This window comes from Tenacibaculum sp., from assembly GCF_050290165.1.
Classification (GTDB): domain Bacteria; phylum Bacteroidota; class Bacteroidia; order Flavobacteriales; family Flavobacteriaceae; genus Polaribacter.
This window is the reverse complement of the sequence record NZ_JBNKHD010000002.1, coordinates 318,898-344,782: the sequence shown is the minus strand read 5'-3', so window position 1 is coordinate 344,782 and position 25,885 is coordinate 318,898. Positions and strand designations below refer to the sequence as shown.

Genomic DNA, 25,885 nt, shown 5'->3' with positions numbered 1-25,885 from the left:
AATATGTTATATATATATTTAATTTTCACTTTTTAAATTTTAGTTACTATTAGTTTATAATTGTAGTTTGTTAAAACAAACAGTAGTTAATCTTACTAAATTCCTCTGCGAGGATTATTCTGTATCACAGTGAAATAATTTTTGAGTTTTCTTTTTTGGAGCTTGTGTTTTACCACCTTTTAATTTTTCTTGTAGCATCATATTAATCAATTTGGCGCGCTCAGCTTTGATAGCTTTACGCTTTTCTAAATCTTGTTCAATATCAAAATAGACAGCTCCGTCAATAATTGTTTTTTCTGCTTTTGAATAGATTGATAGTGGATTACCACTCCATAACACGACATCGGCATCTTTACCAACTTTGATACTTCCTGTACGGTCGTTTAAGTGTAATAATTTCGCAGGATTAATAGTTACGGTAGCCCAAGCTTCTTGTTCACTTAATCCACCATATTTTACCAATTTAGCAGCTTCTTGATTCAAACGACGAGACATTTCAGCATCATCTGAATTGATGGCAACTGTAATTCCTTGATTGTGCATAATTGCTGCATTGTATGGAATAGCATCGTTAACTTCATATTTATACGCCCACCAGTCAGAGAAAGTAGAACCTCCAACTCCGTGTTTTTTCATTTTATCAGCTACTTTATATCCTTCTAAAATATGTGTAAAGGTGTTTATGTTAAAGTTGAATTGTTCCGCCACTTTCATCAACATATTAATTTCTGATTGCACATAAGAGTGACATGTAATAAAACGTTCTTTATTAATGATTTCTGCCAAAGTTTCTAGTTCAATATCTTTACGATATGGTTTTCCACTTTTCTTTAGAGCGTCGTATTCTTTAGCTCTTTGGAAGTAATCGATATATACTTGTTCAACTCCCATGCGGGTTTGAGGGAAACGAACTGTTTGTAAATCGCCCCAGTTGGATTGTTTTACGTTTTCTCCTAAAGCAAACTTGATAAACTTAGGTGAATTATTGTATAACATTCCATCAGCATTTTCACCCCATTTTAATTTGATGATTGCCGAACGTCCTCCAATAGGATTTGCTGAACCGTGTAAGATTTGAATAGAGGTAACCCCCCCAGTAATATTTCTGTAGATATTAATGTCATCGGGATTTACAACATCTTCAATCGTCACTTCAGCAGAAGAATTATGACCTGCCTCGTTAACAGCAGAGGCCGCAATATGCGAGTGTTCATCAATAATACCAGCGGTTACATATTTTTCAGTTCCGTCAATAACTTTTGCATTTCTATTAGATAGGTTTGTGCCGATTTGTGCAATTTTTCCATCTTTTATCAATACATCAGTATTGTTTAATACTTCGCTGTTTTCTGATGTCCAAACAGTAGCATTTTTAATTAAAATAGTTTCTTTTTGAGGTTTTGTAGCGTTACCATATCCAACATTAGGGAAAGAAACAGCGACAACTTCAGGAGTTTTATCCTCTTCCTTTTTGTCTTTCTTTTTCTCGTCTATTTTAGATGTATAAGTAGCTGTCCATTGACTTTCATTTCCGTTATTGTCAATAGCAGTACCTTTGAGCTGTTTGTTATCTAGTTGACCAGTCAAACGAGTGAAATTATCCCCTTCTTTTAAGCTGATAGTTACCCAATCGTCAGCAAATGAAAAGCTCGAGTTAATTTTCTCTTCTACTTTTTTAATTTCTGCAGTTTGTTTAGCACCTTTACCAGTAACAGCCATCGTATAAGAAGTACCATTAACATTTAATGTGTAATTCCCTGTAATATCTTCGATATCCATTGGATTGATAATATTCTTAGCACCTTGAGTCCAGTTTTCAAACAATGTTGTTTTTGGATTAAAAATATCACCAGAGGTTATTAAAAAGTTTGCGTAGCTACCTTCTTTTAAGTTTCCAACTTTATCATTTTTTAAAATACTGGCAGGAATAGAAGTTAAAGCTTCCAAAGCTGTTGTTTTATCTAATCCGTAGGTGATTGCTTTTTGTATGTTCGTTGTAAAATCTTTTACATTTTTCAATTTATAAGTAGTTAAAGCAAAAGGAATCTTGTTTTTAGCTAAAATTGCTGGATTAGAAGGTTCTTGATTCCATGCACGCATGTCACTTAACGAAATTTTATTGGCTAAAAACGGATTCGATACATCGTAAGCTTTTTTAAAATCGATAGGAAGAATATAGGTAGCATTGGTAGCTTTGATATCATTGATTCTTTCGTATTCGTTACCTCCACCAACAATAGTATATTGAATACCAAATTGATCTCCAATTTTATCAGCACGTAAGTTGTCTAAATAATTACCTGCATTAAATATTTGAGATAAGTTTTTATTGTTATTTAGTGCTTCCAGAGCTAAATCAGTATTTTTAGCATTTCCGTTAGCATACCAATCGGCATCTAAATAGGTTTGACGTAATAAAGCCATAGCGCCCATGCGTGAAGTAGGGTAACTTTGGCGTGATTTTACACTTTTTGAAAACGATAAGTAGTTACCTGATTTTTTATCTAGAATTCGGTATGCATCAGAACTATTAGGGTTTAACGTTACTAACATTCCATTTCCTTGCATAATTCCGTCTTCTAAATGTGTGTTTACAGTACCAAAACCAGCAGCTAATAATTCTTTAGCTTTTTTAGAGTCAAATTTGAATTCAGAAGAAGCATCTATATCAGGACGAATATGATCGTTCCAATAATATCCTTTTCTATCTGCATCGTATTGAGGACGTTGTCCGCGATTACTTTCTCTTTTTGGTTTAGCGATACCAAAAGTTGAATACGCATCTACAAAAGAAGGATAAATAGATTTTCCATCAAGATTGATAACTTGTGCTTCTTTAGGAATAGTAACTGATTTACCAACAGAAACTACTTTTCCGTCTTTAACAAGTAATGTTCCTTTTTTTATTACTTGTTCTGGTGTCACATAAATGGTAGCATTGGTAAATGCGTATACCTTTTTTTCGGATGATTTTACTCCTGTATTGGAGGGAAAGTACTCTTGTGCAAAAGAATTACTAATACACAAGAATAAGAGTAAGAATAATATTTTTTTCATTAAAAATTGAGTTGATTAGTTGATAAAAATATACAGTTGTACTTGAAAGCCAGTTCTTTTAACAAAAGATTAAGAATTAATTAAGAATTAACTTTCCAATTTTTTCGGGACCTGATAACCAAGCAGTATTACTATTAACAAACTGAATAGCATAGTAACTATCCTTGCTAACTTCTTTCCAAGTATGACCTCCGTCATTAGAAAAAGAAACTCCAGTTTTACCTACAGCAATTATTTCTCTTCCATCAGTATTAGGAATGTATTGTACACAACTTTTATAATTAGGATTTTCATTATTAGCAACAAGTGTCCATGTTTTCCCACCATCTGAGGTAATTGCTTTATTAGCAGAGTTGTCTTCTGGTTTCGAATAGTTACCACCAATAGCAATTCCGTGGTTTTCATCATAAAAATCGATGGAATAAATTCCTTGTGGGCCATCTCCTTGTACGATAGGAGTGTCAAAAATCTCCCAAGTAGTCCCAAAATCGGTAGATTTTAAAACTCTAGCTTTCGTTCCTCCAGAACCTATCCAAACTGTATTGTTAACAATAGCAATGTTAGTATTACTTGCTGCAAAAAAAGCTTCTCCTTCTTCAAAAATAGGTAATTGAGAGCAAGAGAGTTTTTTCCAAGTATTTCCTCCATCTGAAGTAAGAATAAGAGAAGGGCAGTCTTCTGTAGGATCTCCAACAGCAATACCATGTTTTCCGTCTGAGAAAAATTTCATACAGTCATAAAAAACCTTTTCATTTTCCTCGGTATACACTAATTGGTATTCATTCTGAGTCCCTTTGTATAAAAGTGCAGGGTTTGCAACTGATAAAGCAAATATATGTTCACCATTTTTAGCAATACTTCTAAAGTGTGGAATAATAGAATCGTTATGTCTAAGTTGTTGTGTTTTCCAAGTTTTTCCACCATTTTCAGTAGTAGTAATATCTCCTTTTGAACCTGCATATATTAATGTATCATTACTAATAGCAAGTATAGCTCTAATGCTAGTGCTGTCTTGTTTGAATTCAGTAATAGTAACAGAATTGATTGTTCTAGGAGTATACTTTTTTTCTGTTTTGCAAGAAATGATAATAATAGAAATTAAGAATAGGACTGATAATTGTTTCATGTGTTCTTTTTAATTGCTTTGTATAACCTTGGTGTTTAAAATAATTATGGAAGATTCAATAGAATGATTACTTTAAACATGTCAGTTTTATTTTTTTGATATTTTTACAAAACTAAAATAGACAAATCAAACATAAATCTATGAAAAAAGCCCTCGTAATTTCTGGTGGAGGAAGTAAAGGTGCATTTGCAGGAGGTGTTGCACAATACTTAATGAATTACAAAGAAAAGGAGTATGATATGTTCTTAGGAACTTCTACAGGTAGTTTAATGGTGTCGCATTTGGCTTTAGGAATGATTGATGAACTAAAAGAATTGTATACTTCAGTAGATCAAAAAGCTATTTTTAGTAACAGTCCTTTTAAAATAAAATCGGTGCATGGCGAAAAAGTAGTTTCTATTCGTCACCGAAATACACTTTGGAACTTTATAAATGGACGTAAAACGTTTGGAGAAAGTAAAAACTTGCATAAGCTCATAAATAAGAGTATTACCAAAGAAATGTATGATGAAATTAGAAGGATAAATAAGGAAGTAGTTGTTACTGTTTCTAATTTAACGGAAAATCAAATAGAATATAAATCTATTATGGAATGCGAATACGATGATTTTTGTGACTGGATTTGGGGTTCTTGTAATTATGTTCCTTTTATGAGTTTATTAGAAAAAGATCATTGTCAGTATGCAGATGGAGGCTTTGGAAGTTTAGTTCCCATTCGCGAAGCGATTTTAAGGGGAGCTACTGAGGTTGATGCAATTATATTAGCGACCGAAGTAACGCAAATGAATCGATTGCCAGCTAAAAACCCATTCTCATTAATGATGGATACTTTTGATTTTATGCTTGAAAATGTAGAGCGTCATAATATTACTATTGGAAAACTTTCTGCCAAACAAAATGATGTGAAATTAAATTTATACTATACACCAACCATATTAACTACCAATTCGTTAGTTTTTGATCAAGAAAAAATGAAAAAGTGGTGGAAGTCAGGATATAATTACGCTAAGAAACTCAATGATGATAGAATGACTGAGTTTAGACCGGAAATGGTAGATAATCAAGAAATAGAAGAAGGAATAGAAAATAATTAAGCATGAAGTTTGGAAAGGTTGAACACCCTGAATTAATAGATTTTACTTTACCACGAACACACCCTAGAACAATAGAATTATTGAGCTCTTTTGAAAAAGCTGATAAACCAAATGTATTTGTAGGATGTGCAAAATGGAATAAAGCAGATTTAAAAGGGTTTTATCCGAGAGGAACGAAAGATGAATTAGAATATTACTCGAAGCAATTTAATTCTATTGAGTTGAATGCTACTTTTTATCGTCAATTTCCAGCAGAACAGTTCGCGAAATGGAAGGCTAAAACTCCTAAAGGTTTTAAATTTTTCCCAAAGTTAGGGCAGGAGATAAGTCATTGGAAACGCTTAGAAGGTGTTCAAGATGCTGTGAATATCTATTTAGATAATGCGTCTAATTTAGAAGAAAAATTAGGAACCATCTTTTTACAAATGCATTCTAATTTTGGCCCTAAAAATTTCGACAGACTGCAAAATTTTGCTGTAAGTTGGCCAAAAGGAATTCCACTAGCCATTGAGGTTCGTCACCTAGGTTGGTTTGATGATACTGTTGTTTTTGATGAGTTTACACAATTATTAGAAGAAAATAATATAGCCAATATATTAGTGGATACAGCTGGTAGACGGGATATGGTGCACATGAGACTGACCAATAATGAGGCTTTTGTACGTTATGTAGGAGCAAACCATCCAACAGATTATACACGTTTGGATGATTGGGTAGCCCGATTAAAAGAATGGAATGATTTAGGATTACAGAATATTAACTTTTTTATCCATCAAAACTTAGAACTAGAATCTCCTTTATTAGCTGCTTATTTTATAAAAAAGCTAAACAAAGAGCTAGGAATTAATCTGAAAATTCCTAATGAAGAAAATAATCAACAAATGAGTTTGTTGTAGTAACAATTAGTATTTTACTAACAATAAAAGAGTTAATTTTTAAGAGAAAACATTGATTAAATTTTTAAAAAGACATGAAGATCAGGTTATTATAGTTTTAATAATAGTGTTGATTTCAGTATTCATGTATCTACATAGCTTAAGTGAAAATAGAAAATTATTTGAAGAAGGAAAATACACTTTTGGCATAGTAACAAATATAAAGTCAATGAAAGGAGGGCTTATCTATTGTTATGATTTTAAAGTGGAAGGAATAGTTTATAAAGGCGAAATGAGATCTGGACGTTATAAAAAAATAGGAGATAGATGCTTTGTTATTTTTAGTTCTCAAGATTGTGCTCGTAATAAAATGCTGTTAAAGTTACCTTTAGTTCCGGATTCAATAAAAAAAGCGCCATTTTCACCATGGGACAAATTACCTATAGATATAGACAAGAAAGAGTTAATTAGAGCTATAAATGGAGGTTAAATTCAAAAGGAGTAATATTTAATATTATTCCGAACGAGATGAGAAAAGGAATCTTTTTCAGGAAGTAACAAATATTCAAAAGATTTCTCCCTTAGGTCGAAATGACATTTAATTGTTTTTCTAAAAAAAGAAAAATCCAGCTAACAAGCTGGATTTTTTAGTCTGTTAAATATTATATCATTATTTCAGCTTAACATACATGTTATTATAGTCAGGATTTGCCATAGATGAGTTCCAAGAAGGTGAAATTTTATAACCTTTTTGAACCGTTGGCAATCCTTTAGCTCCTGTTGTAATATATTGAATAGTTCTTTCTAATAAAGGCTCTGTGGGATCACCTAAAATACCTAAATTACTAGGATCTTCCTCCATAATTACTTCAGGAATGAATCCTTCAGGAGCATTTTCTCCATTTTTATTTTGAATTTCTAATACGATAGGTTGCATAGCCCATGTATGACTTTTTAAATTTGAACCATTTCGAGTATAATCATCTGAATCGTATAAGGTAATAGATCCAACATGTTTACCATAGGTTTGAGTTCCTACTAGCTTTACATCGATGTACGCTTTTAACCCGTTGATAACTAATTCTGATGCAGAAGCAGTATTCTTAGAAACAATGAAATACACTGTATTAAGGTTTAAACTATTGATTGCTTCATCTAAAACAACATTACCTTGTGAGTTTTTATTTAAAATTTGATCAGTAAAGTTATTAATGAAAGTTTCAGCAGGAAACGCGTCTAGTACTTTATGATTCCATATTTGTTTAGCAAACAACTCACCTGTATATTGCCCTGTAATCATACTACCTAAGTAAGCAGCTGTTTGTACAGATCCCCCACCGTTGTAGCGTAAATCGATAATTAAATCGGTAATTCCAGCAGCTTTAAAATTTGCAAACTCAGCATTTAAATCTCTATCAAAATCACTAGAGAACTGATTGTAGAGTAAATATCCAATTGTATGACCTCCATCTGTAATTACATTACTTACTTTAACGGGGTTTTCGGTTATTTGTGACTTGGTTACGGTAATAGTATTTCCGTTACTAACAGGGTTTCCGCCATTGTAGTCGGCTAAGTAAATAGTAAACGAATTATTATCAAGTAAAGAATTCACATTATCTCTAGTTATTGTGGCACCATTAATTTCTGTAATAATCATACCTCTTGTAACTCCTTGTGTATCGGCATCAGAACCATTTACAACATCATACACATATACATAATAACCTCCAGAACCGTTCGCATAATCTGCCCCGATTAATTTCATACCACTAGTTAATCGTATTCCAGCAAAAGCTTGCTCAAGAGCAATGTAATCGTCAACTATCCAAGAATAGGTTTTGTCTGGATCTTGAGGGTATTCATTAGGCATGTACAATAAATTGTAAAAAAGATCCTCCGGATTATCATAACCCAACAAATAACTATAGATCTCATTATCGGTACTAAAACGTTTATCTGCTAAATCAGGAACTAAATCTTGCCATAAATAATAGGCATTGAGTCCTTTCCAAACAAAGTTTTGAACTTCAACATTTTTAGGGACATTATCTTTTTCGCTACAAGAAATAATTAGTAATGAAAATAAGACTATAAGGGATGCTTTGAATAATTTCATAAGGTATATGTTAACTGTAATACCAACGCAATTTAACGAATAATATTATTTTTTTTATTATTGATGTAACAAACTTGAAACTGCCTCGTCGTAGTTATGTAAACCTGATAGATAAGAAGTGATTATGAATAAGGATTACAAAATTAATCAACCAAACAATGAACCAATCAGACTTTTTAAAAGTTGTATTACCATTTAAAGACAAAGTCTTTCGTTTAGCGAAAAGATTATTAGTTTCTACCGAGGAAGCTGAAGATGCGACGCAGGAATTGTATTTTAAATTGTGGAGAAATCGAGAAAAACTGTCCGACTATAAAAATGTAGAGGCATTTGCGATGACGATGACAAAAAATTATTGTTATGACCGATTAAAATCGAAACAAGCGAGTAATTTAACATTGGTTCATAGCAATTATAAAGAAAAAGATACGTCGCTAGAAAAGAAAGTAGAATATAACGACAGTGTAAACCAAGTACATCAGCTCATTGAAAAATTACCAGAACAGCAAAAAATAATCATTCAGCTACGAGATATAGAGCAATATGATTTTGATGAAATATGTAAAATGGTAGATATGAAACCTACCGCTGTTAGAGTAGCGTTATCAAGAGCAAGAAAAACAATAAGAGAAGAACTCATAAAAAAACATAATTATGGAGTTAGCTAACATAGAAAAATTATTAGATAAATACCTAGACGCAGAAACAACTTTGCAAGAGGAGCAATTACTACAAGAGTATTTTATATCAAATGATGTGGCACCGCATTTGCAAGAGTATAGTATGATGTTTGGTTATTTTAAACAAAGTAAAGATGAAACCTTTACCAAAACCATTCAGTTAAAACCTGAGAAAACTAAGAAGAACTGGAAATGGTTATCGGTAGCAGCGTCAGTAGTCTTACTATTTAGTGTATTCATGGGAAATGAAGAGTACAAAAAGTATCAACAACGTAAACAGTTTGCACAAATTAAAGAAGCGTTGCAACTAGTTTCAGTCAATTTAAACAAAGGAAACGATGCCTTATATGCAGTTTCAAACAACCTAAAAAAAGGGAGTGATGCTATTGAACACTTAGAAACCTATGAAGAAACAGTAAATAAGGTAATAAACACAGTAAATTAAATAAGAAAGTAAAACCAAGTACTTATAAACCAAGAAAATCATGAAAAAAGTAATAGTATTATTCGCATTTATATTTATATCTAATCTAAGCTTTGGGCAATCAATTTTTGATAAGTTAGAAGATATTGATGAGGTTTCATCAGTAGTAGTAAACAAAGATGCTTTTGAAATTTTATCTAAATTTAAAGTAGAGTCTGAGGATAATGAAGCGATGGAAGTTTTTAAAATGATTCAAGACTTAAATGAACTAAAAGTATTTTCAACAGAAAATGCTGCCGTGGCTGCTCAAATGGAAGGAATGGTAAAATCAGCAGTAGGAAAAAACAACTTAATAGAGTTAATGCGCGTAAAAGACAAAGATTCTCGTGTAAAGATTTACGTAAAATCTACTAAAAATAAAGACTTTGTAAGCGAAGTATTGATGTTTGTAAAGGACAAAGACTCTAAAAATGGGACACCAGAATCTGTAATTGTTTCTTTAACAGGAAATATTGATATCAATAAAATGTCAAAACTAGCAGAGACTTTTTCTAAAGACGGAAAAAAAACTAAATAAATTTATAAAGCAGGGTTAATTTTAACTCTGCTTTTAATTAAAACTAATCACAATGAAAAAATTACTTATATATTCATTACTACTTGTTGCTTTTGCAACTGTTTCATGTAAAACAGAATCATTGCAAAGTTATTTGGTAGAAAGCCAAGATAAAGAAGGGTTTATCACTTTTGATGTTCCTGCAAGTGTATTACAATTGAGCATGGACAAAGCATCAGATGAAGATAAAAAGGCATACGAAAGTATTAAGAAGATAAATGTAACGGGAGTTCCATACAAAAACTTAGATGAAGCTAGTTATGAAACAGAAAAAGAGAAGCTAAAATCTATTTTTAAAAAATCGAGTTATAAAGAGTTGATGAAGTTTAAAAAAGATGGAGCACATGCAGCTATCTATTATTCAGGAGAAGCGGATGCTATCGACGAAATTGTAGCTTTTGGTTATGGTAAAGAAATGGGAGTGGGAGTTGCACGTATTTTAGGAGAAAATATGAATCCAGGTAGGATTTTAGAAATGATGCAAAAAGCAAAGATGGATGCTGATAATTTAGATTTAAAGCAATTCAAAATGATTTTTGATGAGAAGCATCGTTCGTCAGAAGAAACCGAATAAATAATTTTTTATTTGAATTACATAGAAAAACCATCAATTTTGATGGTTTTTTCTTTTTAACGGCTCATTAACAGCCCTCCCAATAGAATTTCCTATTTTTGAGCTTTAAACAAAAAAATATGAAGTTTCAAAAACTCCTTGTTGTAGTCGTTACATTTTTTACACTAACAGTATTCTCACAATCTGATAAAGTTTATAGAGCAGAAAAAGATAAAATCCATAATTTAATTCATACCAAATTAAAAGTAGATTTTAACTTTCAGGAAAAAGAGTTGAATGGAGAAGAGTGGGTAACACTAAAACCTCATTTTTACGAAACGGATAAAATTACTCTAGATGCCAAAGCGATGGTAATTCACAAGGTAACAATGAATAATCAACCGCTAGATTATAATTATGATGAGTACGAGTTAATTATCGATTTACCTCGTAAGTATAAACGAAACGAAGAGTTTACTTTATATATAAAATATACTGCACGCCCTGAAAAGGTAAAACAAAAAGGAAGTGCTGCGATTACTTCCGCAAAAGGATTGTATTTTATCAATCCAACTGGACTTGATAAGAATAAACCAACTCAAGTTTGGACACAAGGAGAAACCGAAGCAAGTAGTTGTTGGTTCCCAACGATAGATGCACCTAACCAAAAAACATCACAAGAAATTTATATAACCGTTCCGCAAAAGTATGTAACACTTTCTAACGGAAAATTAGAAAAGCAAACAACTAATACAGACGGAACACGTACTGACTATTGGAATTTTACTCAAAAACACGCTCCGTATTTGTTTTTTATGGGAGTAGGAGAGTACGAAATTATCAAAGATAAATACAAAGAGATTCCTGTAGACTATTATGTAGAAAAAGAATATGCTCCATATGCAAAAGAAATCTTTGGAAATACACCTGAAATGTTGGCTTTCTTTTCTAAAATTACAGGAATTGAATATCCTTGGAATAAGTACGCACAAATTGTTGGACGCGATTATGTAAGTGGAGCAATGGAAAATACCACAGCGGTGATTCATGGAGAAAGAGCTTATCAAACGCCTGGGCAGTTAATTGATGAGAATGTACAAGAAAATACCATTGCACACGAAGCTTTTCACCATTGGTTTGGTGATTTAGTAACGGCTGAAAGCTGGAGTAACTTAACCGTAAATGAAAGTTTTGCGAATTATAGCGAGTATTTGTGGTTAGAGCATAAATATGGAAAAGATGAAGCTGATGCACATATGTTTGAAGATGTTGAAGGGTATAAGCAAGGACAAAATTCTGACAAACACTTAGTTCGTTTTTATTATAACGATAAAGAAGATATGTTCGATGCGGTGAGTTATAATAAAGGAGGAGCTATTTTACACATGCTTCGTAATTATTTAGGAGATGAAGCTTTTTATGCTGGATTAAATACGTATTTAACCGATAATAAATACGGAACAGGAGAAGCACATCAATTACGTTTGGCTTTTGAAAAAGTGAGCGGTAAAGATCTAAACTGGTTTTTTAATCAATGGTATTTTAATAATGGACATCCGAAGTTATCAATTTCTTATGATTATAATAAGTTAAGAAAAACGGTAACTGTTAATATCATGCAATCACAAATTAATGAATTTAAATTCCCTTTTGCGATTGATGTTTTTGAAGGAAGCAAACGTACACGTCATACAGTATTTGTAGAAAGTAGAGATGCGTCATTTACTTTTCCTTTTACCAAACAACCAGATTTAATTCAAGTAAATGCTGATGGTGTCTTATTATGTGACATAACTGAGAATAAAGTGTTGAGTGATTATATTCATCAATTGAAATATGCTGAGAACTATGTACACAAGAGAGAAGCATTATTAGAAATAGCAAAACATCAAGATGATAAAAATGCTTTTAATGCCGTTGCAGATGCTATGGATGATGATTTTTACAAAATCAGAATATTGGCTTTAGAAAACATTAATCTCATCAATAAATATTCTAAAAAGAGTGTGATTGATAAAATTATGCGAATAGCTAACAATGATTCAAAAACATTAGTGCAAGCAGCAGCTATTGAGACTTTAGGAAAGTTGACGGATCCAGCTTTAAAACCAGTTTTTGAAAAAGGATTAGAAAGTAAGTCGTATTCGGTTTTAGGAAAATCGTTGGTAGGAATGTATTATATCGATAAGCAGTTAGCAATTCAAAAATCGAAAACATTACCATTAGAAGTTAAAAAGATTGTCGCTACACCATTAACTCGTATTTATTTAGAAGAAAATGACGACGAAGAGTTAAGTTTTATCGCAAGCAATGTAATGTCTGGAATGTTTTTAAGCCCTAATAAGAAAATCCAATCTTTATATAAAGAAGCTTTTGATAAAATAGGGAAGAGCAACAATACAGAAGCTATTAAAAACTTATCGGATGATATTGTAGCAAAAGGAATCCAATATAAGCAGTATAATTTTGACAAAGTTGGAATAAACTTGTTACGCCAAATGGTACAAATGCAAAAAACGAGCAATCTATCAAATAAAGAAAATAACTTAAAAGCTATACAAATTGCTATGGCAAAATTGCTTGAATAAATAAAAGGTGTTTGTCCATTTAAAATTTAAAAATATCCTGATTTTTAGATGTTTAATTTTATATTAGATGTTAAATTTTTTTGATTAGCACACATTATGTGTATTCATAAAGTTTAAGTTGAAAAGAATGCTTAGTTTTGGCACAATAATTGAATTTTTCTTGCGAAACTTAAACTTTATGATGAAAAAAATTACTCTACTATCTATCTTTTCAATGCTAGTTTTAATGTCTTGTAGTAGCGTGAAAACTACGGAGAAAGCAATTAATTCTGGGAATTATGAAAAGGCAATCTCGCTATCAATAGAGAACTTAGCAAAAAATAAAACTAAGGAAAAGAATCAGCCATATGTAATCATGCTTCAAGAAGCTTTTGCCAAAGCAACAGATAGAGATTTAGCACGAATATCATTTTTAGAAAAAGAGCAAAATCCAGCAAATTTTGAAGCTATTTACAACCTGTACCAAAAATTGCATCATAGACAAGAAAGAATAAGACCATTATTACCATTGCGAATTTTCTCTTCAGGAAGAGAAGCTAAATTTAAATTGGTAAATTATGAGAATAACATCATTGAATCAAAAGAGAACTATGCGAATTACTTATATGAAAATGGTGTTGCTTTATTAAATGATGGTGAACGGGATAAAATTAATTACCGAAGAGCTTTTGATGAGTTAAGACACTTGGATAACATCAGTCCTAACTATAGAGATACAAGAGAGTTGTTAGACGAAGCTCATGATAGAGGAACGGACTTTGTGCATTTATCGGTAAGAAATAGAACAAACCAAATAATTCCGAGAAGATTAGAAAACGATTTACTGGCAATTGATACCTATGGATTGAACGATTTATGGACAGTGTATCATTCTAAAAGAGATAGAAATATTCGTTATGATTTTGATTTGGAATTAGATTTTAGAGAAATTGAAGTTTCTCCAGAACAAGTTCGCGAAAAAGAAATTATTAAAGAGAAGAGAATAAAAGACGGATTCAAATATTTGTTAGATGATAATGGAAACTATGTAAAAGATAGTTTAGGAAACAAAATAAAAGTAGACAAGTATAAAACAATACGTTGTAAATTTTATCAGTTCACACAATTTAAAAGTAGTCGAGTTACTGGAGTTGTAAAATATATTGATAATAGAACCAAACAACTATTACAAAAGTTTCCAATTGAAAGTGAATTTGTTTTTGAACATGTATATGCCGATTATGATGGAGACAAAAGAGCATTGGATAATCCACTTTTAGGTTTATTGAACGAACGATTAATAGGCTTTCCTTCTAGCGAGCAAATGGTATACGATACAGGTACCGATTTAAAACAAAAACTGAAACATATTATTACTAAAAATAAGTTTAGAAATTAGTTACTTTTTGTATATTTGGGTCGATTAACCCCCAAAATTTCATTAATATGACGGAAATCAAAACATTAATTTTTAGCTTAAGTTTTATTTTAGCTCCTTTGTTAACGAATCAACCTATTTCAAAAGGTAAAGATTCAAAAGGAAAAGAACCAAAGGTTACTATTTGTCACGTACCTCCAGGAAATCCAAGTAATGTTCATTCAATTACTATTAGTAAAAATGCTGTAGAAGCGCATTTAGCTCATGGAGATTTTTTTGGTAATTGTGGTGGTGGTACAGAGCAACAGTATTAATATAATAATGTAGTTCATATTAGATCAAAATCTCCTGTTTTAACAGGAGATTTTTAGTTATATAACGATGGATTTATTTTCACAATTTGATGAAACTCCTAAAAATTTACTTCCGAAAGATGGAACCGTAAACTATTATGGAATTGTTCTTTCTCAAAAGGAAGCGGATGATTATTACGAGTCTTTATTAAAATCCATTGAGTGGCGTAATGATGAAGCTATCATTTTTGGAAAGCGCATGGTAACCAAACGAAAAGTAGCTTGGTATGCCGACCAACCATTTGAATATTCTTATTCTAACATTACCAAAACAGCCTTACCATTTACCAAAGAATTGTTAGCCTTAAAAGAATTAGTGGAGAAGGAAACCGACGAAACATATAATTCTTGTTTATTAAACTTGTACCATGATGGTTCTGAAGGAATGGCGTGGCATAGCGATGGTGAAAAAGACCTAAAAAAGAACGGAGCCATTACCTCGTTAACTTTAGGAGCAGAACGTAAATTCGGATTTAAACATAAACAAACTAAAGAAGTTGTTTCGTTAGTATTGCAACACGGTTCGTTATTGGTAATGAAAGACGAAACGCAGACTTACTGGTTACACCGATTACCACCTACAAAAAAGTCCACCGACCACGGGTGAACTTAACGTTTCGAACGATTGTGAGGTAGATTTAGTTACTAAATTGTTTTTATTATGGCTTTATCCCTATAAAAGGATTATTTGTCTTTTCATAATTATCTACAGGAAAATATCTCTCTCTCATTCTTAATTTCTTCTCACCATTTTCAATTGTATCTTTAAAATGTCGAACAAACAAAACTCCCATTATCGTGTCATTATCATAGTTGAAATTAATTTCTAAAGTATTACTGTTTTCTTTTTCAAAAACCATTTTTTCTCTTTTATTATTAATCTTTTTAATCAAACAAAGACTCATAAAATTAATTTTTCCTTCTTCTATAGAATCATAATAATAAACCAACTTCCCTCTATATAAATTTTCTTTTTTATGTAGTTCAATTTCATAAAATAGACTATTTATAGTATCTATTTTTCCGTTTTTATATTGTTTTTCGCTAAAAACTACGGTATCTTTTCCGTTTACATAAACACCAACGTCTCTTCGATTATTATTACCTAAATCATATTGAAAAATTACTTTTTCAAACTTATATTTTCTTTTAGAGTTAATAGAATTTTTATCGGTTTTACTATCTTTTTTACATTGAATAAAAAAGATAGAAATAAGTATAATGAAAAAATATGTTATTCTTTCCATAGTAGTTTTTTCAAATGTTTTTTAACATTATTGAGGACATGATTTCATTTTAATGAATTATATCCAACAATAGCTAAGTTAATAGTTTAAAGATTAAGAATCAATCTAGACTTATTCTACCTTCTCAAAGAATGTCAATTCGTAATTAGGCAATAACTCAGGGTGGGTTATTTTAATAATATCTTTTAACACTAAATCTGGTCGGGTAGGCGCTAATTCATAATACAAAGTACCACCAGTTTTTCCTTTTTTTATGGCAGGGGAGTAAATTTTATCATTTTTAAAAGCATTAAACTCTGCGTAATGAGGATTACTTTCTAACAACTGCTCTTTAGTAGTGTAATGCCCAGGAGCTATCCAAAAATCAGCTTCTTTTCCAGTATCTAAAACACTTTCAAAGCTTAACGACAAGCTTCCTTTTCCTTTAGAGTCTTTCCATAAATAGTCAAGGTTGGCATCTTTTAAATATTGAGCAACAAAACTTTCACCCGCTGGTAAGTTCCAAACATCTTTACTCATAATAGCTCCAGAAAGAACGGTAGGTTTGGTAGTTGCTTTTTGAGCTATTTTAACAGCTTCTGTATAGTTACTTTTAATAGCATTGAAAAGACTGTCTGCTTTTTGGTTTTCATGATAAAGGGCACCAAATAATTTTACCCATTCAGCTCTACCTAAAGGAGTTTCTTCCAACCAATCACCATTTATAACAACAGGAATACCAGCTTGCTCCACAGTAGTAAGTGTTTTGTTGGTTTTTCCCATAGAAAACCCAATAACTACGTCTGGGTTTAAGTCCAGTAAAACTTCGGTGTTTAACGATTGTTCTTTTCCGAGTTCTTTCACAAATCCGCTATCAATCAAAGCACGAGTTTTTTCAGAAGAAACATAACTGGTATGAGGGAATCCAACCAATGTTTTTTCTTTCCCTAATAATTCAAGTACAGGAATATGAGTTGTTGAGGTAACTACAATTTTCTCTATAGGGGTTTTAATATCATTTACACCAGAACCTAAAGTATATGTAAAAGTTTCTTTAGAATTTGGGTAAGGTGTTTTAACAATAATCTGTGTCTGATTTTCTTTTTGAATTAAGTCAAATCCTGTAGCATATTCAATTGTACTCGAATGGATTTGACTTTTTTTAGGGCTATCTTTTGTTTCTGTCTTACAAGATGTTACTATTGAAAAGATAAGAGAAAGTGAGAGCACCCTAAATAGAGAAGTATACATAGTTGTTAATTTTATCAGCAAGAATACAAAACTATTTTCTAATAACAATTTTTAAACTACATTTGCGCCGATTTTGGTTTTCTAGTAGTATTCTACTACAAGAAATTAAAAGGGAATTTGGTGCAAATCCAAAACTGTTCCCGCAACTGTAAGTTTATGCTGAACGAAGTTCAGTACCTTAACAAAAGGTTGTTGTAAATTACTTTATACCACTGTTCAAAAAAGAATGGGAAGGTTTTACAACGATAAATAAGTCAGGAGACCTGCCAACATCAATATAAAAGTAAAACTTTCGGGACAAAAGTTTATGTACTTAAAGTCTTTTTCGTACACAAAATTTAGCCTGATTAATTGTAAAAAATTAAATCATTAAAAATGAACAAACAATTACTAATTGTTGGTGTAATCGCGTCATTATTTGCGAGCACAAAGATTTTTGCTCAAGAGCAAAAAAAAACGGAAGAGTTGGACGAAGTTGTGGTTACTGCTACAAAAACGAAGACCAATAAAAAGAATGTAGGAAAAATAGTTTATAAAGTAACTTCAAAACAAATTGAAGAAAGAGTAGGAAAAACTTTAGTTGAAGTTTTAAATGAAATTCCTGGTATTGAAATCAATGGGGCTCAAAGTAATAGAGGTCAAAATTTAGGAGTATACATTAGAGGGGGAAGAAACAAGCATGTTGCCGTGTTGATAGACGGGGTGAACATTAACGACCCTTCATCAATTGCAGGAGATTTTGATTTAAGACAATTAGATTTAAATCAAGTTGAATCGATTGAAGTTTTAAAAGGAGCTTCATCAGTATTATACGGTTCTGGGGCAGCTACAGGTGTTATCAATATTATCATGAAGAAATCATCAAAGAAAGAATTTGGAGGTACTTTTACGACATCGGTTGGTAGTAATAGATCAGCAGAACATAATAAGTTTGCTGCCGATGAACTTGAAGCTAATTTTAATTTTAACGGAACAATTGATAAAGTAGATTATTTATTAGGGGTAAACTCTAATAACTCTTCAGGATTATCGTCTATTGAAAGTGCAGATGAAAACAACCCTAATAAAGAAGACAAGTTTTATAGACAAAATGCATTGTTAAAAATTGGATATAAGGTTGATAACCGAGTAAGAGTTGGACTTGAAGGAAGTTATAATAAATTTTATAACGAGTTTGATTCTAGTTTCCCACTAGGAGATGCTGATTATTTTGCTGAAACAGAACAAAAAAGGGCTGTTTTTAGTACAGATTTCAACTATTCTAAGGGGGAGTTAAAAGCAAGAGGTTTTTATACAAAAATTGATAGAAACTCTACATCATCAAGCAATAGCATCTTTAAAGGAGAAGTTTACGGTTTTGATGTATTTAACAACTATAAAGTTTTAGAAGAACTTTCATTTGTGTTAGGGGTTGCTGGTCAATATCAAGATATGTTTCAAGATTCTGCTTATGGAAATATAGAAGAGGGAACAGCAAAACAGCATTATTACGATCCTTATATATCAGTAAACTATAATACTGATTTTGGATTGAATGTAAATGCAGGTGCGCGCATGAATATGCATAATGAATATGGTAATAACTTTGTTTATAATGTGAACCCATCATTTAATTTTGAGGTATCTGAGCAAAGAAATTTAAAAATATTCACATCATATAGTACAGCTTTTATTACTCCAGCATTATCAGAAATTTTTAATAAAGATGATAGTGTAGATGAATTAAAACCAGAAAAAGACTTTACAGTTGAAGGAGGTTTTGAATTTGATGTTCTAGACAATTTAATGGTAAATGCTACTTATTTCTATAGAGAAGAGACTGATAAAGTATTATGGAGTGGTGGAAAATACTTAAATAATGATGGGACTTATAATTTAAAAGGAGTTGAAGCAATTTTATCTTACACACCAATAAAAGATTTAGTGATATCTGGAGACTATACTTATGTTAATATTAACGGAGGATTAAGTTTACTTAACTTACCTAAGCATAAATATGGAGCTAGAGTAAATTATAATATGAGCCCTAAAACTTTTGTTGGAGCTACTTATAGATATACAAGTCAAAGAGAAACTTTTGGAGAAGTATTAAGTTCTTATGATGTGGTTGATTTGTTTGTGAATCACAAAATTTTAAAAGATAAAGTGACTTTATTTGGAAATGTAACGAATTTATTGAATGAGAATTTCCAAGATGTAAGTGGTTATACAGCTCGAGGAAGAAACTATAAATTAGGATTAAGAATTCAGTTTTAATTCATTTATATATTAAATGCAAGATCCTCCTTAAATTAAGGAGGATTTTTTTATATAAATTTATCTCTAATCTCTTTTGAAGGAATCATACATTCTTCTCTTTTACCAAACCATTTATACCGATTTTTAGCAATAAAATCATACACTATATTCCTTAAACTTTCTGGGATAATCCAAAAGATCTGAGTCAACTTCCAAAGACCACCAAAAGCGTTCATAATTTTTAAAGCTGCAGAAGACTTAATGTCATACGAGACATTTGGTTCGTATAAAATTATAGAATCTACTTTTGAAGTATCTATACCCAAATATTGAGTAATTTCTTGTCCTATGTCAGATTGAAGAGAAGTAAATACAAACTGATTTTTCGTGTCATATCGTATAATTTTTAGCACACTATCGTTACAAAAATTGCAGATGCTATCAAATAAAATAATTTTTTTATTTACAGGTAGTTTGTTCATTTGTAGTGTTTTATAAAAATTAAAAGATTAAATTGTAACATTAACCAAAATTAAGCGTCTTGTAAGAAAGTAAATAATGATTTAACAATAATTTAGTAACAATTAGAAATATCAATATTTATTTTTATTTAAAAATTAACTAACATTATGATTCGAATAGAAAATCTTCATAAATCTTATCCAATAGGAAAAGACTCACTTCATGTTTTAAAAGGATTAAACTTACATATAAAAGAAGGTGAATTTGTATCCATAATGGGATCTTCAGGCTCTGGGAAATCTACCTTATTAAACATTGTAGGTTTGTTAGATACTCACGATGAAGGGAAATACTATTTAAATGGGGAGTTAATTGAAAACTTAAATGAAAAAAAAGCGGCTGTGCTTCGTAACAAATTTTTAGGGTTTGTTTTTCAGTCATTTAACCTAATCTCTTATAAAACAGCATTAGAAAATGTTGCTTTACCATTGTATTACAAAGGAGTAGCTAGAAAAGAGCGATTAGAAATAGCTTTAGAATATCTTGATAAAGTAGGTTTAAAAGAATGGGCAAATCATTTACCTAATGAACTTTCAGGAGGGCAAAAACAACGTGTAGCAATTGCAAGAGCATTGGTAACGAAACCAAAAGTGGTATTAGCAGATGAGCCAACAGGGGCGTTAGATTCTACTACAACAGATTCGGTAATGGACTTACTAAAAGAAATTAATGATGAAGGAATGACTGTTTTTGTAATAACACACGAAGAAGAAGTAGCTGCACAAACAAATAGAGTTGTACGTTTAAAAGATGGAGTTATTATCAGTGATGAGTTAACACAAGTCGAAACGAAAAAAGCAAAAGCAATTTAATTATGTTTGATTTAGACCGCTGGAGGGAAATATTTCAAAGTATTAGTAAAAATAAACTTCGTTCAATTTTATCAGGTTTTACGGTAGCTTTTGCGATTTTGTTATTTACATTATTATTTGGTATTGGTAATGGACTTCAAAATACATTTAAAAATGAGTTTGCTAAAGATGCAATTAACTCAATATATATATGGCCAAACACTACAACCAAAGCCTATAAAGGGCATCAAATAGGAAGAAGGATACAATTTACAAACGATGATTTTAATTTTTTAAAAGAAAAGTATTCTGATAAAATTCAAATGATTAGTCCACGATTACAAAGAAGTGTAAAAGTGGTATATAAGACTGAAGAAGATAATTATACGTTACGTGGGGTTTATCCTAAATATGATATTCTTGAATCAGCCGAAGTAACAGAAGGGCGTTTTTTAAATCTTAGAGATATAAAAGAAAAAGCCAAAATTGTTGTGATTGGAAGAATGGTTGAAAAAGATTTGTTTGGTCAAGTCAGTGCATACGGAAAACAATTGAATATAGGAGGTATCATGTATAAGGTTATTGGAGTTTTTTCTGACCCAGGGGGAGATGGTGATGAACGCTTTATTTATACTCCTTTTTCTACAATGCAACAAATTTATGGGAACAATGATCATGTAGATGAATTTGGAATGACATATAATCCTGAGTTAAGTATTGAAGAAGCTATTGCATTTAGTAGTCAAATGCACAGAGAGCTAAAGAAAAAGCATGAAATAGATCCTAATGATCAAAGAGGAATACGAGTACACAACTATGCTTCTGACAACAAAGAAGTAACAGGAATGATGGTCGGGTTAAGTATATTAATTTTAATTATAGGTTTTGGAACCTTAATAGCTGGTGTGGTAGGAATTAGTAATATAATGGTGTACATAGTTAAGGAAAGAACCAAAGAGTTAGGAATTAGAAAAGCCATAGGGGCTACACCAGGAGCTATAGTGTCTATGATTATGTTAGAAGCTATTTTAATCACAGCAATATCAGGTTATTTTGGGTTGGTTTTAGGAGTTGGAATATTAGAAATAACTGGACCTAGCTTAGAAAAGTATTTTATTCTTAATCCTGGAGTATCTACTCCAGTGGTGGTAGGAGCTACGATAACTTTAATCTTAGCGGGAATGATTGCTGGATATTTACCAGCAAAAAGAGCAGCACAAATTAAACCAATTGTAGCACTAAGAGCAGATTAATTATGAAGTTTTTATTTGATTCAGATACTTGGCAGGAGATTTACGGTAGTATTCGTAAAAATAAAACAAGAACAGTAATAACTATTTTTGGAGCGTTTTGGGGAATATTATTGTTAGTAGGACTTTTAGGAGCAGCAAAAGGAATTGAAAACGGGTTTAATAGCATGTTTGGTGATTTTGCTACTAATAGTGTTTTTATGTCTGGTAGTAAAACCTCTAAACCTTTCAAAGGCTTTCAAGAAGGTAGACAAATAGATTTAACTACAAATGATGTAGAAAAAATTAGAAGTGAAGTAGAAGGTGTTGAATTTGTAGTACCAAGAAATGTAACTGGAAGTCAAGTCGTATATGGTTTAAAAACAGCAGAGCTAACCGTTTTTGGAGATTATCCTTTATTGGATAAAGTACAGAAGAAAAAGTTAACAGCAGGAAGATTTATAAACCAACAAGACATAAATGAAAATAAAAAAGTTTGTGTAATCAGTACAGAGGTGTACAAGCAGTTGTTTGATAAAAATGAAGAAGCACTTGGCTCTTACATCAAAATAAACAATATTGGTTATATGGTAATTGGTGTATACAAGCCAAGTAGATTTGAAGGAACCAATAACATACACATTCCTTTTAGTACTTTTAAATTAGTGTATAACCAAGGAGATAAATTTAGGTGGATGGTTATTACAGGAAAACCTGAATACAATATAGAGCAAGTTGAGTCAGACGTAAAAGTGCTGTTAAGAAGCTTGCATAAAATTCACCCTGATGATAATAGAGCCTTTAGAGGGTTTAATTTAGGAAAAGAAATTGCTAAAGTAACAGGGTTTTTAACCGGAATGCAATTTTTAACGTGGTTTGTGGGAATAGCAACTTTAATAGCGGGAGTTTTTGCTATTGGAAATATTTTATTAATTACAGTAAAAGAGCGAACTAAAGAAATAGGAATACGAAGAGCTTTAGGAGCAACACCAAGAAAAATAAGACAGCAAATTATTTTAGAATCTGTTTTCTTAACATTGTTAGCGGGATCATTAGGAATTATAGCAGGAGGTTTGATATTAATGGGAATTGATGCTGCTGATTTATTAACGAACCCAACAGTAGATATTCCAATAGTGTTGATAGCATACACAGTTTTAATAGTTTTAGGAACTTTAATAGGTTTTATACCTGCATATATGGCAACAATAATTCAACCAATTGAAGCATTAAGAGAAGAATAAAAGTCAATTAACAAGAAAATAAATACAAACAAATGAAAAGAATAATCATTTTTGGAGGAATAGCTTTAGCATTAATAGCGGTGCTAATATGGTTTGGAAAAAAGAACAGTGCATCTCCAATTGAATATGATACAGAAAAACCTTTCAAAGCTAATATTGTAAAAAAGAGTGTAGCTACAGGAAAAGTGATTCCTTTAGAAGAAGTAGAAATTAAACCACAAATAGCAGGAATTATAGATGAAATTGTAGTTGAAGAAGGAACTATAGTTAAAGCAGGTGATTTATTAGCAACCGTAAGAGTGGTGCCTAACGAGCAATCATTACAAAGTGCAAAGGGAAGAATTAATTCTATACAAATCCAATTGAGCAATGCAAAAACTCAATATGATAGAAACAAAAGCTTGTTTGATAAAGGAGTAATCTCAAGTAAAGAATTTGAAGCTTCAGAGTTATCATATAATCAGGCTAAGATAGACTTAAGAAATGCTCAAAATGATTACCAAATTATCAAGAAAGGGTCAGCAGGGTCTTCAGGAGCCAATACGAATATTAGAGCAACTACTTCAGGAATGGTAGTTGAAATCCCAGTAAAAAAAGGTTATCAAGTTATTCAGTCTAATAATTTTAATGCAGGAACCACAATTGCAACGATTGCAGACATGACCAAAATGATTTTTGAGGGACAAGTAGATGAATCGGAAGTAGGAAAATTAATAAAAGGAACAAATATCGAAGTAGCTCTAGGTGCTATTGAAGATAAAAAGTTTCCAGCAGTTTTAAACTTTATAGCGCCTAAAGGAACCAATGACGGAGGAGCTGTTCAGTTTAAGATAAAAGCTGACGTTACCTTAGATGAGCAGTACTTTATCAGAGCAGGTTATAGTGCAAATGCTGAAATTGTTTTGGCAAAGAAAGATAGCGTACTGTCAATTAAAGAGGCATTATTACAGTTTGATAGAAAAACAGAAGAACCTTATGTAGAGGTAAAAGTAGGAGAGCAAAAATTTGAAAAGAGAGATGTTAAATTAGGAATATCAGACGGAGTGAATGTTGAAATTTTAGAAGGAGTTTCTGCAGATGATGATATCAAAATATGGAATAAAGTATCTAAAGAAGATGAAAAGAAGGGGAATGATTAATCGTTAAAAGCGATTAATAAGAAAGAAGCAGCTCAAATGAGCTGCTTTTTCTTTTATGTTATGATAGTAAACACTTATAGCTAAAAACATATCGTTCAAGGAACTTAAGAGTTAAATAGTGAGTTTATGGTAGATATTTGGTACGCTCGGAAGCAAGGCTGAGTACTTAATTTAATTTTTTGGGGGAAAGATTAAATTATTTTACATAGGGGTAATAAAAAGCAGCCTGTTAAGGCTGCTTTTTTTATGAAAAATGTGTTCTTATTTTATCCTTTATAAAAAGGTAATTTAACCACTTTAGCAGGAATTTGTTTCTTACGAACCTGAATAAAAATATCACTATCAACTTTTGAATTTTCAATAGTAACATATCCTAATCCGATTCCTTTTCCTAAAGATGGACTCATGGTACCTGAAGTAACACGACCAATATTGTTTCCTTCTGCATCAACGATTTCATAATCATGACGAGGAACACCACGTTCAGTCAATTCAAAAGCAACTAATTTACGAGAAACACCCGCTTCTTTTTGAGCTTTTAACTCTTCAGCATTTACAAAGTCTTTCGTAAACTTAGTGATCCATCCTAAACCAGCTTCTAAAGGAGAAGTAGTATCGTCAATATCGTTTCCATATAAACAATATCCCATTTCTAAACGTAAAGTATCGCGAGCTGCTAAACCAATTGGTTTAATTCCCCAATCTTTACCCGCTTCAAAAACCTTATTCCAAAGTTGCTCAACATCTTCGTTTTTTACATATACTTCAAATCCACCAGAACCAGTATATCCAGTAGCAGAAACGATTACATTTGGAATTCCAGCAAATTCGGTAATTTCAAAAGTGTAAAATTTAATAGTTGATAAATCTACCGATGTTAACGATTGCATTGCTTCAGCAGCTTTTGGACCTTGAATAGCCAATAATGACCAGTCTTCAGAACGGTTTTCCATTTCAACTTTTAAATCGTTGTGTTTAGAAATCCAGTTCCAATCTTTTTCAATATTAGAAGCATTCACTACTAACATATATTCATTTTCTGCAATCATGTAAATAATTAGATCATCTACAATTCCGCCATCATTATTTGGCATGCAGCTATATTGTGCTTTACCCGGAGTTAATTTAGAAGCGTCATTAGAAGAAACTTTTTGAATTAAAGCTAATGCATTCTCTCCTTTTAAAAAGAACTCTCCCATATGGCTAACATCAAAGACACCGACTCCTTTTCTAACGGTTTCGTGTTCAGCAGTTACTCCTTCGTATTGTACAGGCATATTGTAACCTGCAAAAGGAACCATCTTTGCTCCTAAAGCCTCATGTACATGTGATAAAGCTGTATTTTTCATTATTGTGTATTGTTTGTTTTAAAAAAGTGATGCTAAAGTATTGAAAAATTAGCA

Annotated in this window: 22 protein-coding genes, 1 pseudogene and 1 riboswitch; of the genes and pseudogenes, 16 read left to right on the top strand and 7 right to left on the bottom strand. The window is 31.5% G+C overall.

The annotated features are described in order from the left end of the window. Nucleotides 1–114: 114 nt before the first annotated feature. Together ACQY6M_RS03610 and ACQY6M_RS03605 are read right to left on the bottom strand one after the other, a co-directional pair. The gene (locus tag ACQY6M_RS03610; protein ID WP_428740442.1) at nt 115–3,057 is read right to left on the bottom strand and encodes an amidohydrolase family protein; all 2,943 of its coding nucleotides are present in this window, start codon (nt 3,055–3,057) and stop codon (nt 115–117) included. 76 nt (nt 3,058–3,133) lie between these two features. After that, the gene (locus ACQY6M_RS03605; RefSeq protein ID WP_428740441.1) at nt 3,134–4,183 is read right to left on the bottom strand and encodes a WD40/YVTN/BNR-like repeat-containing protein; all 1,050 of its coding nucleotides are present in this window, start codon (nt 4,181–4,183) and stop codon (nt 3,134–3,136) included. Between the two features lie 140 nt (nt 4,184–4,323). Between ACQY6M_RS03605 and ACQY6M_RS03600 the strand changes: the two genes are divergently transcribed. The 3 genes from ACQY6M_RS03600 (at nt 4,324) to ACQY6M_RS03590 (ending at nt 6,642) form a co-directional block, all read left to right on the top strand. After that, a complete protein-coding gene (locus ACQY6M_RS03600; RefSeq protein ID WP_428740440.1) occupies nt 4,324–5,277 on the top strand; it encodes a patatin-like phospholipase family protein in 954 nt (317 codons plus the stop codon). Between the two features lie 2 nt (nt 5,278–5,279). Continuing rightward, entirely contained in the window at nt 5,280–6,173 is an 894-nt protein-coding gene (locus ACQY6M_RS03595) for a DUF72 domain-containing protein (protein ID WP_428740439.1), read from the top strand. 124 nt (nt 6,174–6,297) lie between these two features. Then, nucleotides 6,298–6,642 carry a hypothetical protein gene (locus ACQY6M_RS03590; RefSeq protein ID WP_428740438.1) on the top strand — a complete coding sequence of 115 codons (345 nt, stop codon included), beginning with the start codon at nt 6,298–6,300 and terminating at the stop codon, nt 6,640–6,642. Between the two features lie 180 nt (nt 6,643–6,822). Here the strand turns inward: ACQY6M_RS03590 and ACQY6M_RS03585 are convergent, their stop codons facing one another. After that, a complete protein-coding gene (locus ACQY6M_RS03585; RefSeq protein WP_428740437.1) occupies nt 6,823–8,271 on the bottom strand; it encodes a S41 family peptidase in 1,449 nt (482 codons plus the stop codon). Nucleotides 8,272–8,429: 158 nt separating this feature from the next. Between ACQY6M_RS03585 and ACQY6M_RS03580 the strand changes: the two genes are divergently transcribed. The 8 genes and pseudogenes from ACQY6M_RS03580 to ACQY6M_RS03545 all read left to right on the top strand — a co-directional run bounded on the left by ACQY6M_RS03580 (nt 8,430) and on the right by ACQY6M_RS03545 (nt 15,478). Then, nucleotides 8,430–8,939, top strand: coding sequence for an RNA polymerase sigma factor (locus ACQY6M_RS03580; RefSeq protein WP_428740436.1), 510 nt, complete (start codon nt 8,430–8,432; stop codon nt 8,937–8,939). Continuing rightward, entirely contained in the window at nt 8,926–9,396 is a 471-nt protein-coding gene (locus ACQY6M_RS03575) for a hypothetical protein (protein ID WP_428740435.1), read from the top strand. Before ACQY6M_RS03580 ends, ACQY6M_RS03575 begins: the two co-directional genes overlap by 14 nt. 40 nt (nt 9,397–9,436) lie before the next feature. Beyond that, on the top strand, nt 9,437–9,952 hold the full coding sequence (locus tag ACQY6M_RS03570; RefSeq protein ID WP_428740434.1) for a DUF4252 domain-containing protein: 516 nt from the start codon (nt 9,437–9,439) through the stop codon (nt 9,950–9,952). A 52-nt stretch (nt 9,953–10,004) separates the two neighbouring features. Continuing rightward, complete coding sequence (locus ACQY6M_RS03565; protein WP_428740433.1) at nt 10,005–10,565, top strand: DUF4252 domain-containing protein; 561 nt, start codon at nt 10,005–10,007, stop codon at nt 10,563–10,565. Nucleotides 10,566–10,684: 119 nt separating this feature from the next. Continuing rightward, on the top strand, nt 10,685–13,132 hold the full coding sequence (locus ACQY6M_RS03560; RefSeq protein ID WP_428740432.1) for a M1 family aminopeptidase: 2,448 nt from the start codon (nt 10,685–10,687) through the stop codon (nt 13,130–13,132). Nucleotides 13,133–13,310: 178 nt separating this feature from the next. Beyond that, nucleotides 13,311–14,510: a hypothetical protein gene (locus tag ACQY6M_RS03555; protein WP_428740431.1), complete on the top strand. Its 1,200-nt coding sequence runs from the start codon at nt 13,311–13,313 to the stop codon at nt 14,508–14,510. A 47-nt stretch (nt 14,511–14,557) separates the two neighbouring features. After that, the gene (locus tag ACQY6M_RS03550) at nt 14,558–14,803 is read left to right on the top strand and encodes a hypothetical protein (protein WP_133536105.1); all 246 of its coding nucleotides are present in this window, start codon (nt 14,558–14,560) and stop codon (nt 14,801–14,803) included. A 67-nt stretch (nt 14,804–14,870) separates the two neighbouring features. Then, nucleotides 14,871–15,478: pseudogene (locus tag ACQY6M_RS03545) on the top strand (alpha-ketoglutarate-dependent dioxygenase AlkB family protein). Between the two features lie 23 nt (nt 15,479–15,501). Here ACQY6M_RS03545 and ACQY6M_RS03540 read toward each other — a convergent pair. Both ACQY6M_RS03540 and ACQY6M_RS03535 read right to left on the bottom strand, forming a co-directional pair. Then, on the bottom strand, nt 15,502–16,089 hold the full coding sequence (locus tag ACQY6M_RS03540; protein ID WP_428740429.1) for a hypothetical protein: 588 nt from the start codon (nt 16,087–16,089) through the stop codon (nt 15,502–15,504). Nucleotides 16,090–16,200: 111 nt separating this feature from the next. Further along, a complete protein-coding gene (locus ACQY6M_RS03535) occupies nt 16,201–17,319 on the bottom strand; it encodes an ABC transporter substrate-binding protein (RefSeq protein WP_428740428.1) in 1,119 nt (372 codons plus the stop codon). Between the two features lie 57 nt (nt 17,320–17,376). After that, a riboswitch (cobalamin riboswitch) is annotated at nt 17,377–17,604 on the top strand. A gap of 90 nt (nt 17,605–17,694) precedes the next feature. On the opposite strand from ACQY6M_RS03535, the gene ACQY6M_RS03530 reads away from it, so the two are divergent. After that, the gene (locus ACQY6M_RS03530; RefSeq protein ID WP_428740427.1) at nt 17,695–19,575 is read left to right on the top strand and encodes a TonB-dependent receptor plug domain-containing protein; all 1,881 of its coding nucleotides are present in this window, start codon (nt 17,695–17,697) and stop codon (nt 19,573–19,575) included. Nucleotides 19,576–19,625: 50 nt separating this feature from the next. On the opposite strand, the gene ACQY6M_RS03525 is transcribed toward ACQY6M_RS03530, so the two are convergent. Further along, on the bottom strand, nt 19,626–20,039 hold the full coding sequence (locus tag ACQY6M_RS03525; RefSeq protein ID WP_428740426.1) for a thiol-disulfide oxidoreductase DCC family protein: 414 nt from the start codon (nt 20,037–20,039) through the stop codon (nt 19,626–19,628). Between the two features lie 147 nt (nt 20,040–20,186). Here ACQY6M_RS03525 and ACQY6M_RS03520 point away from each other — a divergent pair, with 147 nt between their 5' ends. Genes ACQY6M_RS03520 through ACQY6M_RS03505 form a run of 4 tightly spaced genes read left to right on the top strand, consistent with a single transcriptional unit; the run spans nt 20,187 to nt 24,482 of the window. After that, entirely contained in the window at nt 20,187–20,891 is a 705-nt protein-coding gene (locus ACQY6M_RS03520; protein WP_428740425.1) for an ABC transporter ATP-binding protein, read from the top strand. Between the two features lie 2 nt (nt 20,892–20,893). Then, on the top strand, nt 20,894–22,123 hold the full coding sequence (locus tag ACQY6M_RS03515) for an ABC transporter permease (protein ID WP_428740424.1): 1,230 nt from the start codon (nt 20,894–20,896) through the stop codon (nt 22,121–22,123). Between the two features lie 2 nt (nt 22,124–22,125). After that, nucleotides 22,126–23,343 carry an ABC transporter permease gene (locus ACQY6M_RS03510; protein WP_428740423.1) on the top strand — a complete coding sequence of 406 codons (1,218 nt, stop codon included), beginning with the start codon at nt 22,126–22,128 and terminating at the stop codon, nt 23,341–23,343. A 32-nt stretch (nt 23,344–23,375) separates the two neighbouring features. Continuing rightward, a complete protein-coding gene (locus ACQY6M_RS03505) occupies nt 23,376–24,482 on the top strand; it encodes an efflux RND transporter periplasmic adaptor subunit (protein ID WP_428740422.1) in 1,107 nt (368 codons plus the stop codon). A gap of 266 nt (nt 24,483–24,748) precedes the next feature. Here the strand turns inward: ACQY6M_RS03505 and gcvT are convergent, their stop codons facing one another. After that, a complete protein-coding gene (gcvT, locus tag ACQY6M_RS03500; RefSeq protein WP_428740421.1) occupies nt 24,749–25,831 on the bottom strand; it encodes a glycine cleavage system aminomethyltransferase GcvT in 1,083 nt (360 codons plus the stop codon). Between the last annotated feature and the right edge of the window lie 54 nt (nt 25,832–25,885).

What these genes read in the sequence shown, in the direction of transcription:
- ACQY6M_RS03595 (WP_428740439.1), top strand. Translation starts at nt 5,280, where the DNA reads ATGAAGTTTGGAAAGGTTGAACACCCTGAATTAATAGATTTTACTTTA.
- ACQY6M_RS03520 (WP_428740425.1), top strand. Translation starts at nt 20,187, where the DNA reads ATGATTCGAATAGAAAATCTTCATAAATCTTATCCAATAGGAAAAGAC.
- ACQY6M_RS03540 (WP_428740429.1), bottom strand. Translation starts at nt 16,089, where the DNA reads ATGGAAAGAATAACATATTTTTTCATTATACTTATTTCTATCTTTTTT.
- ACQY6M_RS03515 (WP_428740424.1), top strand. Translation starts at nt 20,894, where the DNA reads ATGTTTGATTTAGACCGCTGGAGGGAAATATTTCAAAGTATTAGTAAA.
- ACQY6M_RS03510 (WP_428740423.1), top strand. Translation starts at nt 22,126, where the DNA reads ATGAAGTTTTTATTTGATTCAGATACTTGGCAGGAGATTTACGGTAGT.
- ACQY6M_RS03505 (WP_428740422.1), top strand. Translation starts at nt 23,376, where the DNA reads ATGAAAAGAATAATCATTTTTGGAGGAATAGCTTTAGCATTAATAGCG.
- ACQY6M_RS03525 (WP_428740426.1), bottom strand. Translation starts at nt 20,039, where the DNA reads ATGAACAAACTACCTGTAAATAAAAAAATTATTTTATTTGATAGCATC.
- ACQY6M_RS03530 (WP_428740427.1), top strand. Translation starts at nt 17,695, where the DNA reads ATGAACAAACAATTACTAATTGTTGGTGTAATCGCGTCATTATTTGCG.
- ACQY6M_RS03560 (WP_428740432.1), top strand. Translation starts at nt 10,685, where the DNA reads ATGAAGTTTCAAAAACTCCTTGTTGTAGTCGTTACATTTTTTACACTA.
- ACQY6M_RS03585 (WP_428740437.1), bottom strand. Translation starts at nt 8,271, where the DNA reads ATGAAATTATTCAAAGCATCCCTTATAGTCTTATTTTCATTACTAATT.
- gcvT (WP_428740421.1), bottom strand. Translation starts at nt 25,831, where the DNA reads ATGAAAAATACAGCTTTATCACATGTACATGAGGCTTTAGGAGCAAAG.
- ACQY6M_RS03570 (WP_428740434.1), top strand. Translation starts at nt 9,437, where the DNA reads ATGAAAAAAGTAATAGTATTATTCGCATTTATATTTATATCTAATCTA.
- ACQY6M_RS03590 (WP_428740438.1), top strand. Translation starts at nt 6,298, where the DNA reads ATGTATCTACATAGCTTAAGTGAAAATAGAAAATTATTTGAAGAAGGA.
- ACQY6M_RS03600 (WP_428740440.1), top strand. Translation starts at nt 4,324, where the DNA reads ATGAAAAAAGCCCTCGTAATTTCTGGTGGAGGAAGTAAAGGTGCATTT.
- ACQY6M_RS03580 (WP_428740436.1), top strand. Translation starts at nt 8,430, where the DNA reads ATGAACCAATCAGACTTTTTAAAAGTTGTATTACCATTTAAAGACAAA.
- ACQY6M_RS03610 (WP_428740442.1), bottom strand. Translation starts at nt 3,057, where the DNA reads ATGAAAAAAATATTATTCTTACTCTTATTCTTGTGTATTAGTAATTCT.
- ACQY6M_RS03575 (WP_428740435.1), top strand. Translation starts at nt 8,926, where the DNA reads ATGGAGTTAGCTAACATAGAAAAATTATTAGATAAATACCTAGACGCA.
- ACQY6M_RS03535 (WP_428740428.1), bottom strand. Translation starts at nt 17,319, where the DNA reads ATGTATACTTCTCTATTTAGGGTGCTCTCACTTTCTCTTATCTTTTCA.
- ACQY6M_RS03565 (WP_428740433.1), top strand. Translation starts at nt 10,005, where the DNA reads ATGAAAAAATTACTTATATATTCATTACTACTTGTTGCTTTTGCAACT.
- ACQY6M_RS03550 (WP_133536105.1), top strand. Translation starts at nt 14,558, where the DNA reads ATGACGGAAATCAAAACATTAATTTTTAGCTTAAGTTTTATTTTAGCT.
- ACQY6M_RS03555 (WP_428740431.1), top strand. Translation starts at nt 13,311, where the DNA reads ATGATGAAAAAAATTACTCTACTATCTATCTTTTCAATGCTAGTTTTA.
- ACQY6M_RS03605 (WP_428740441.1), bottom strand. Translation starts at nt 4,183, where the DNA reads ATGAAACAATTATCAGTCCTATTCTTAATTTCTATTATTATCATTTCT.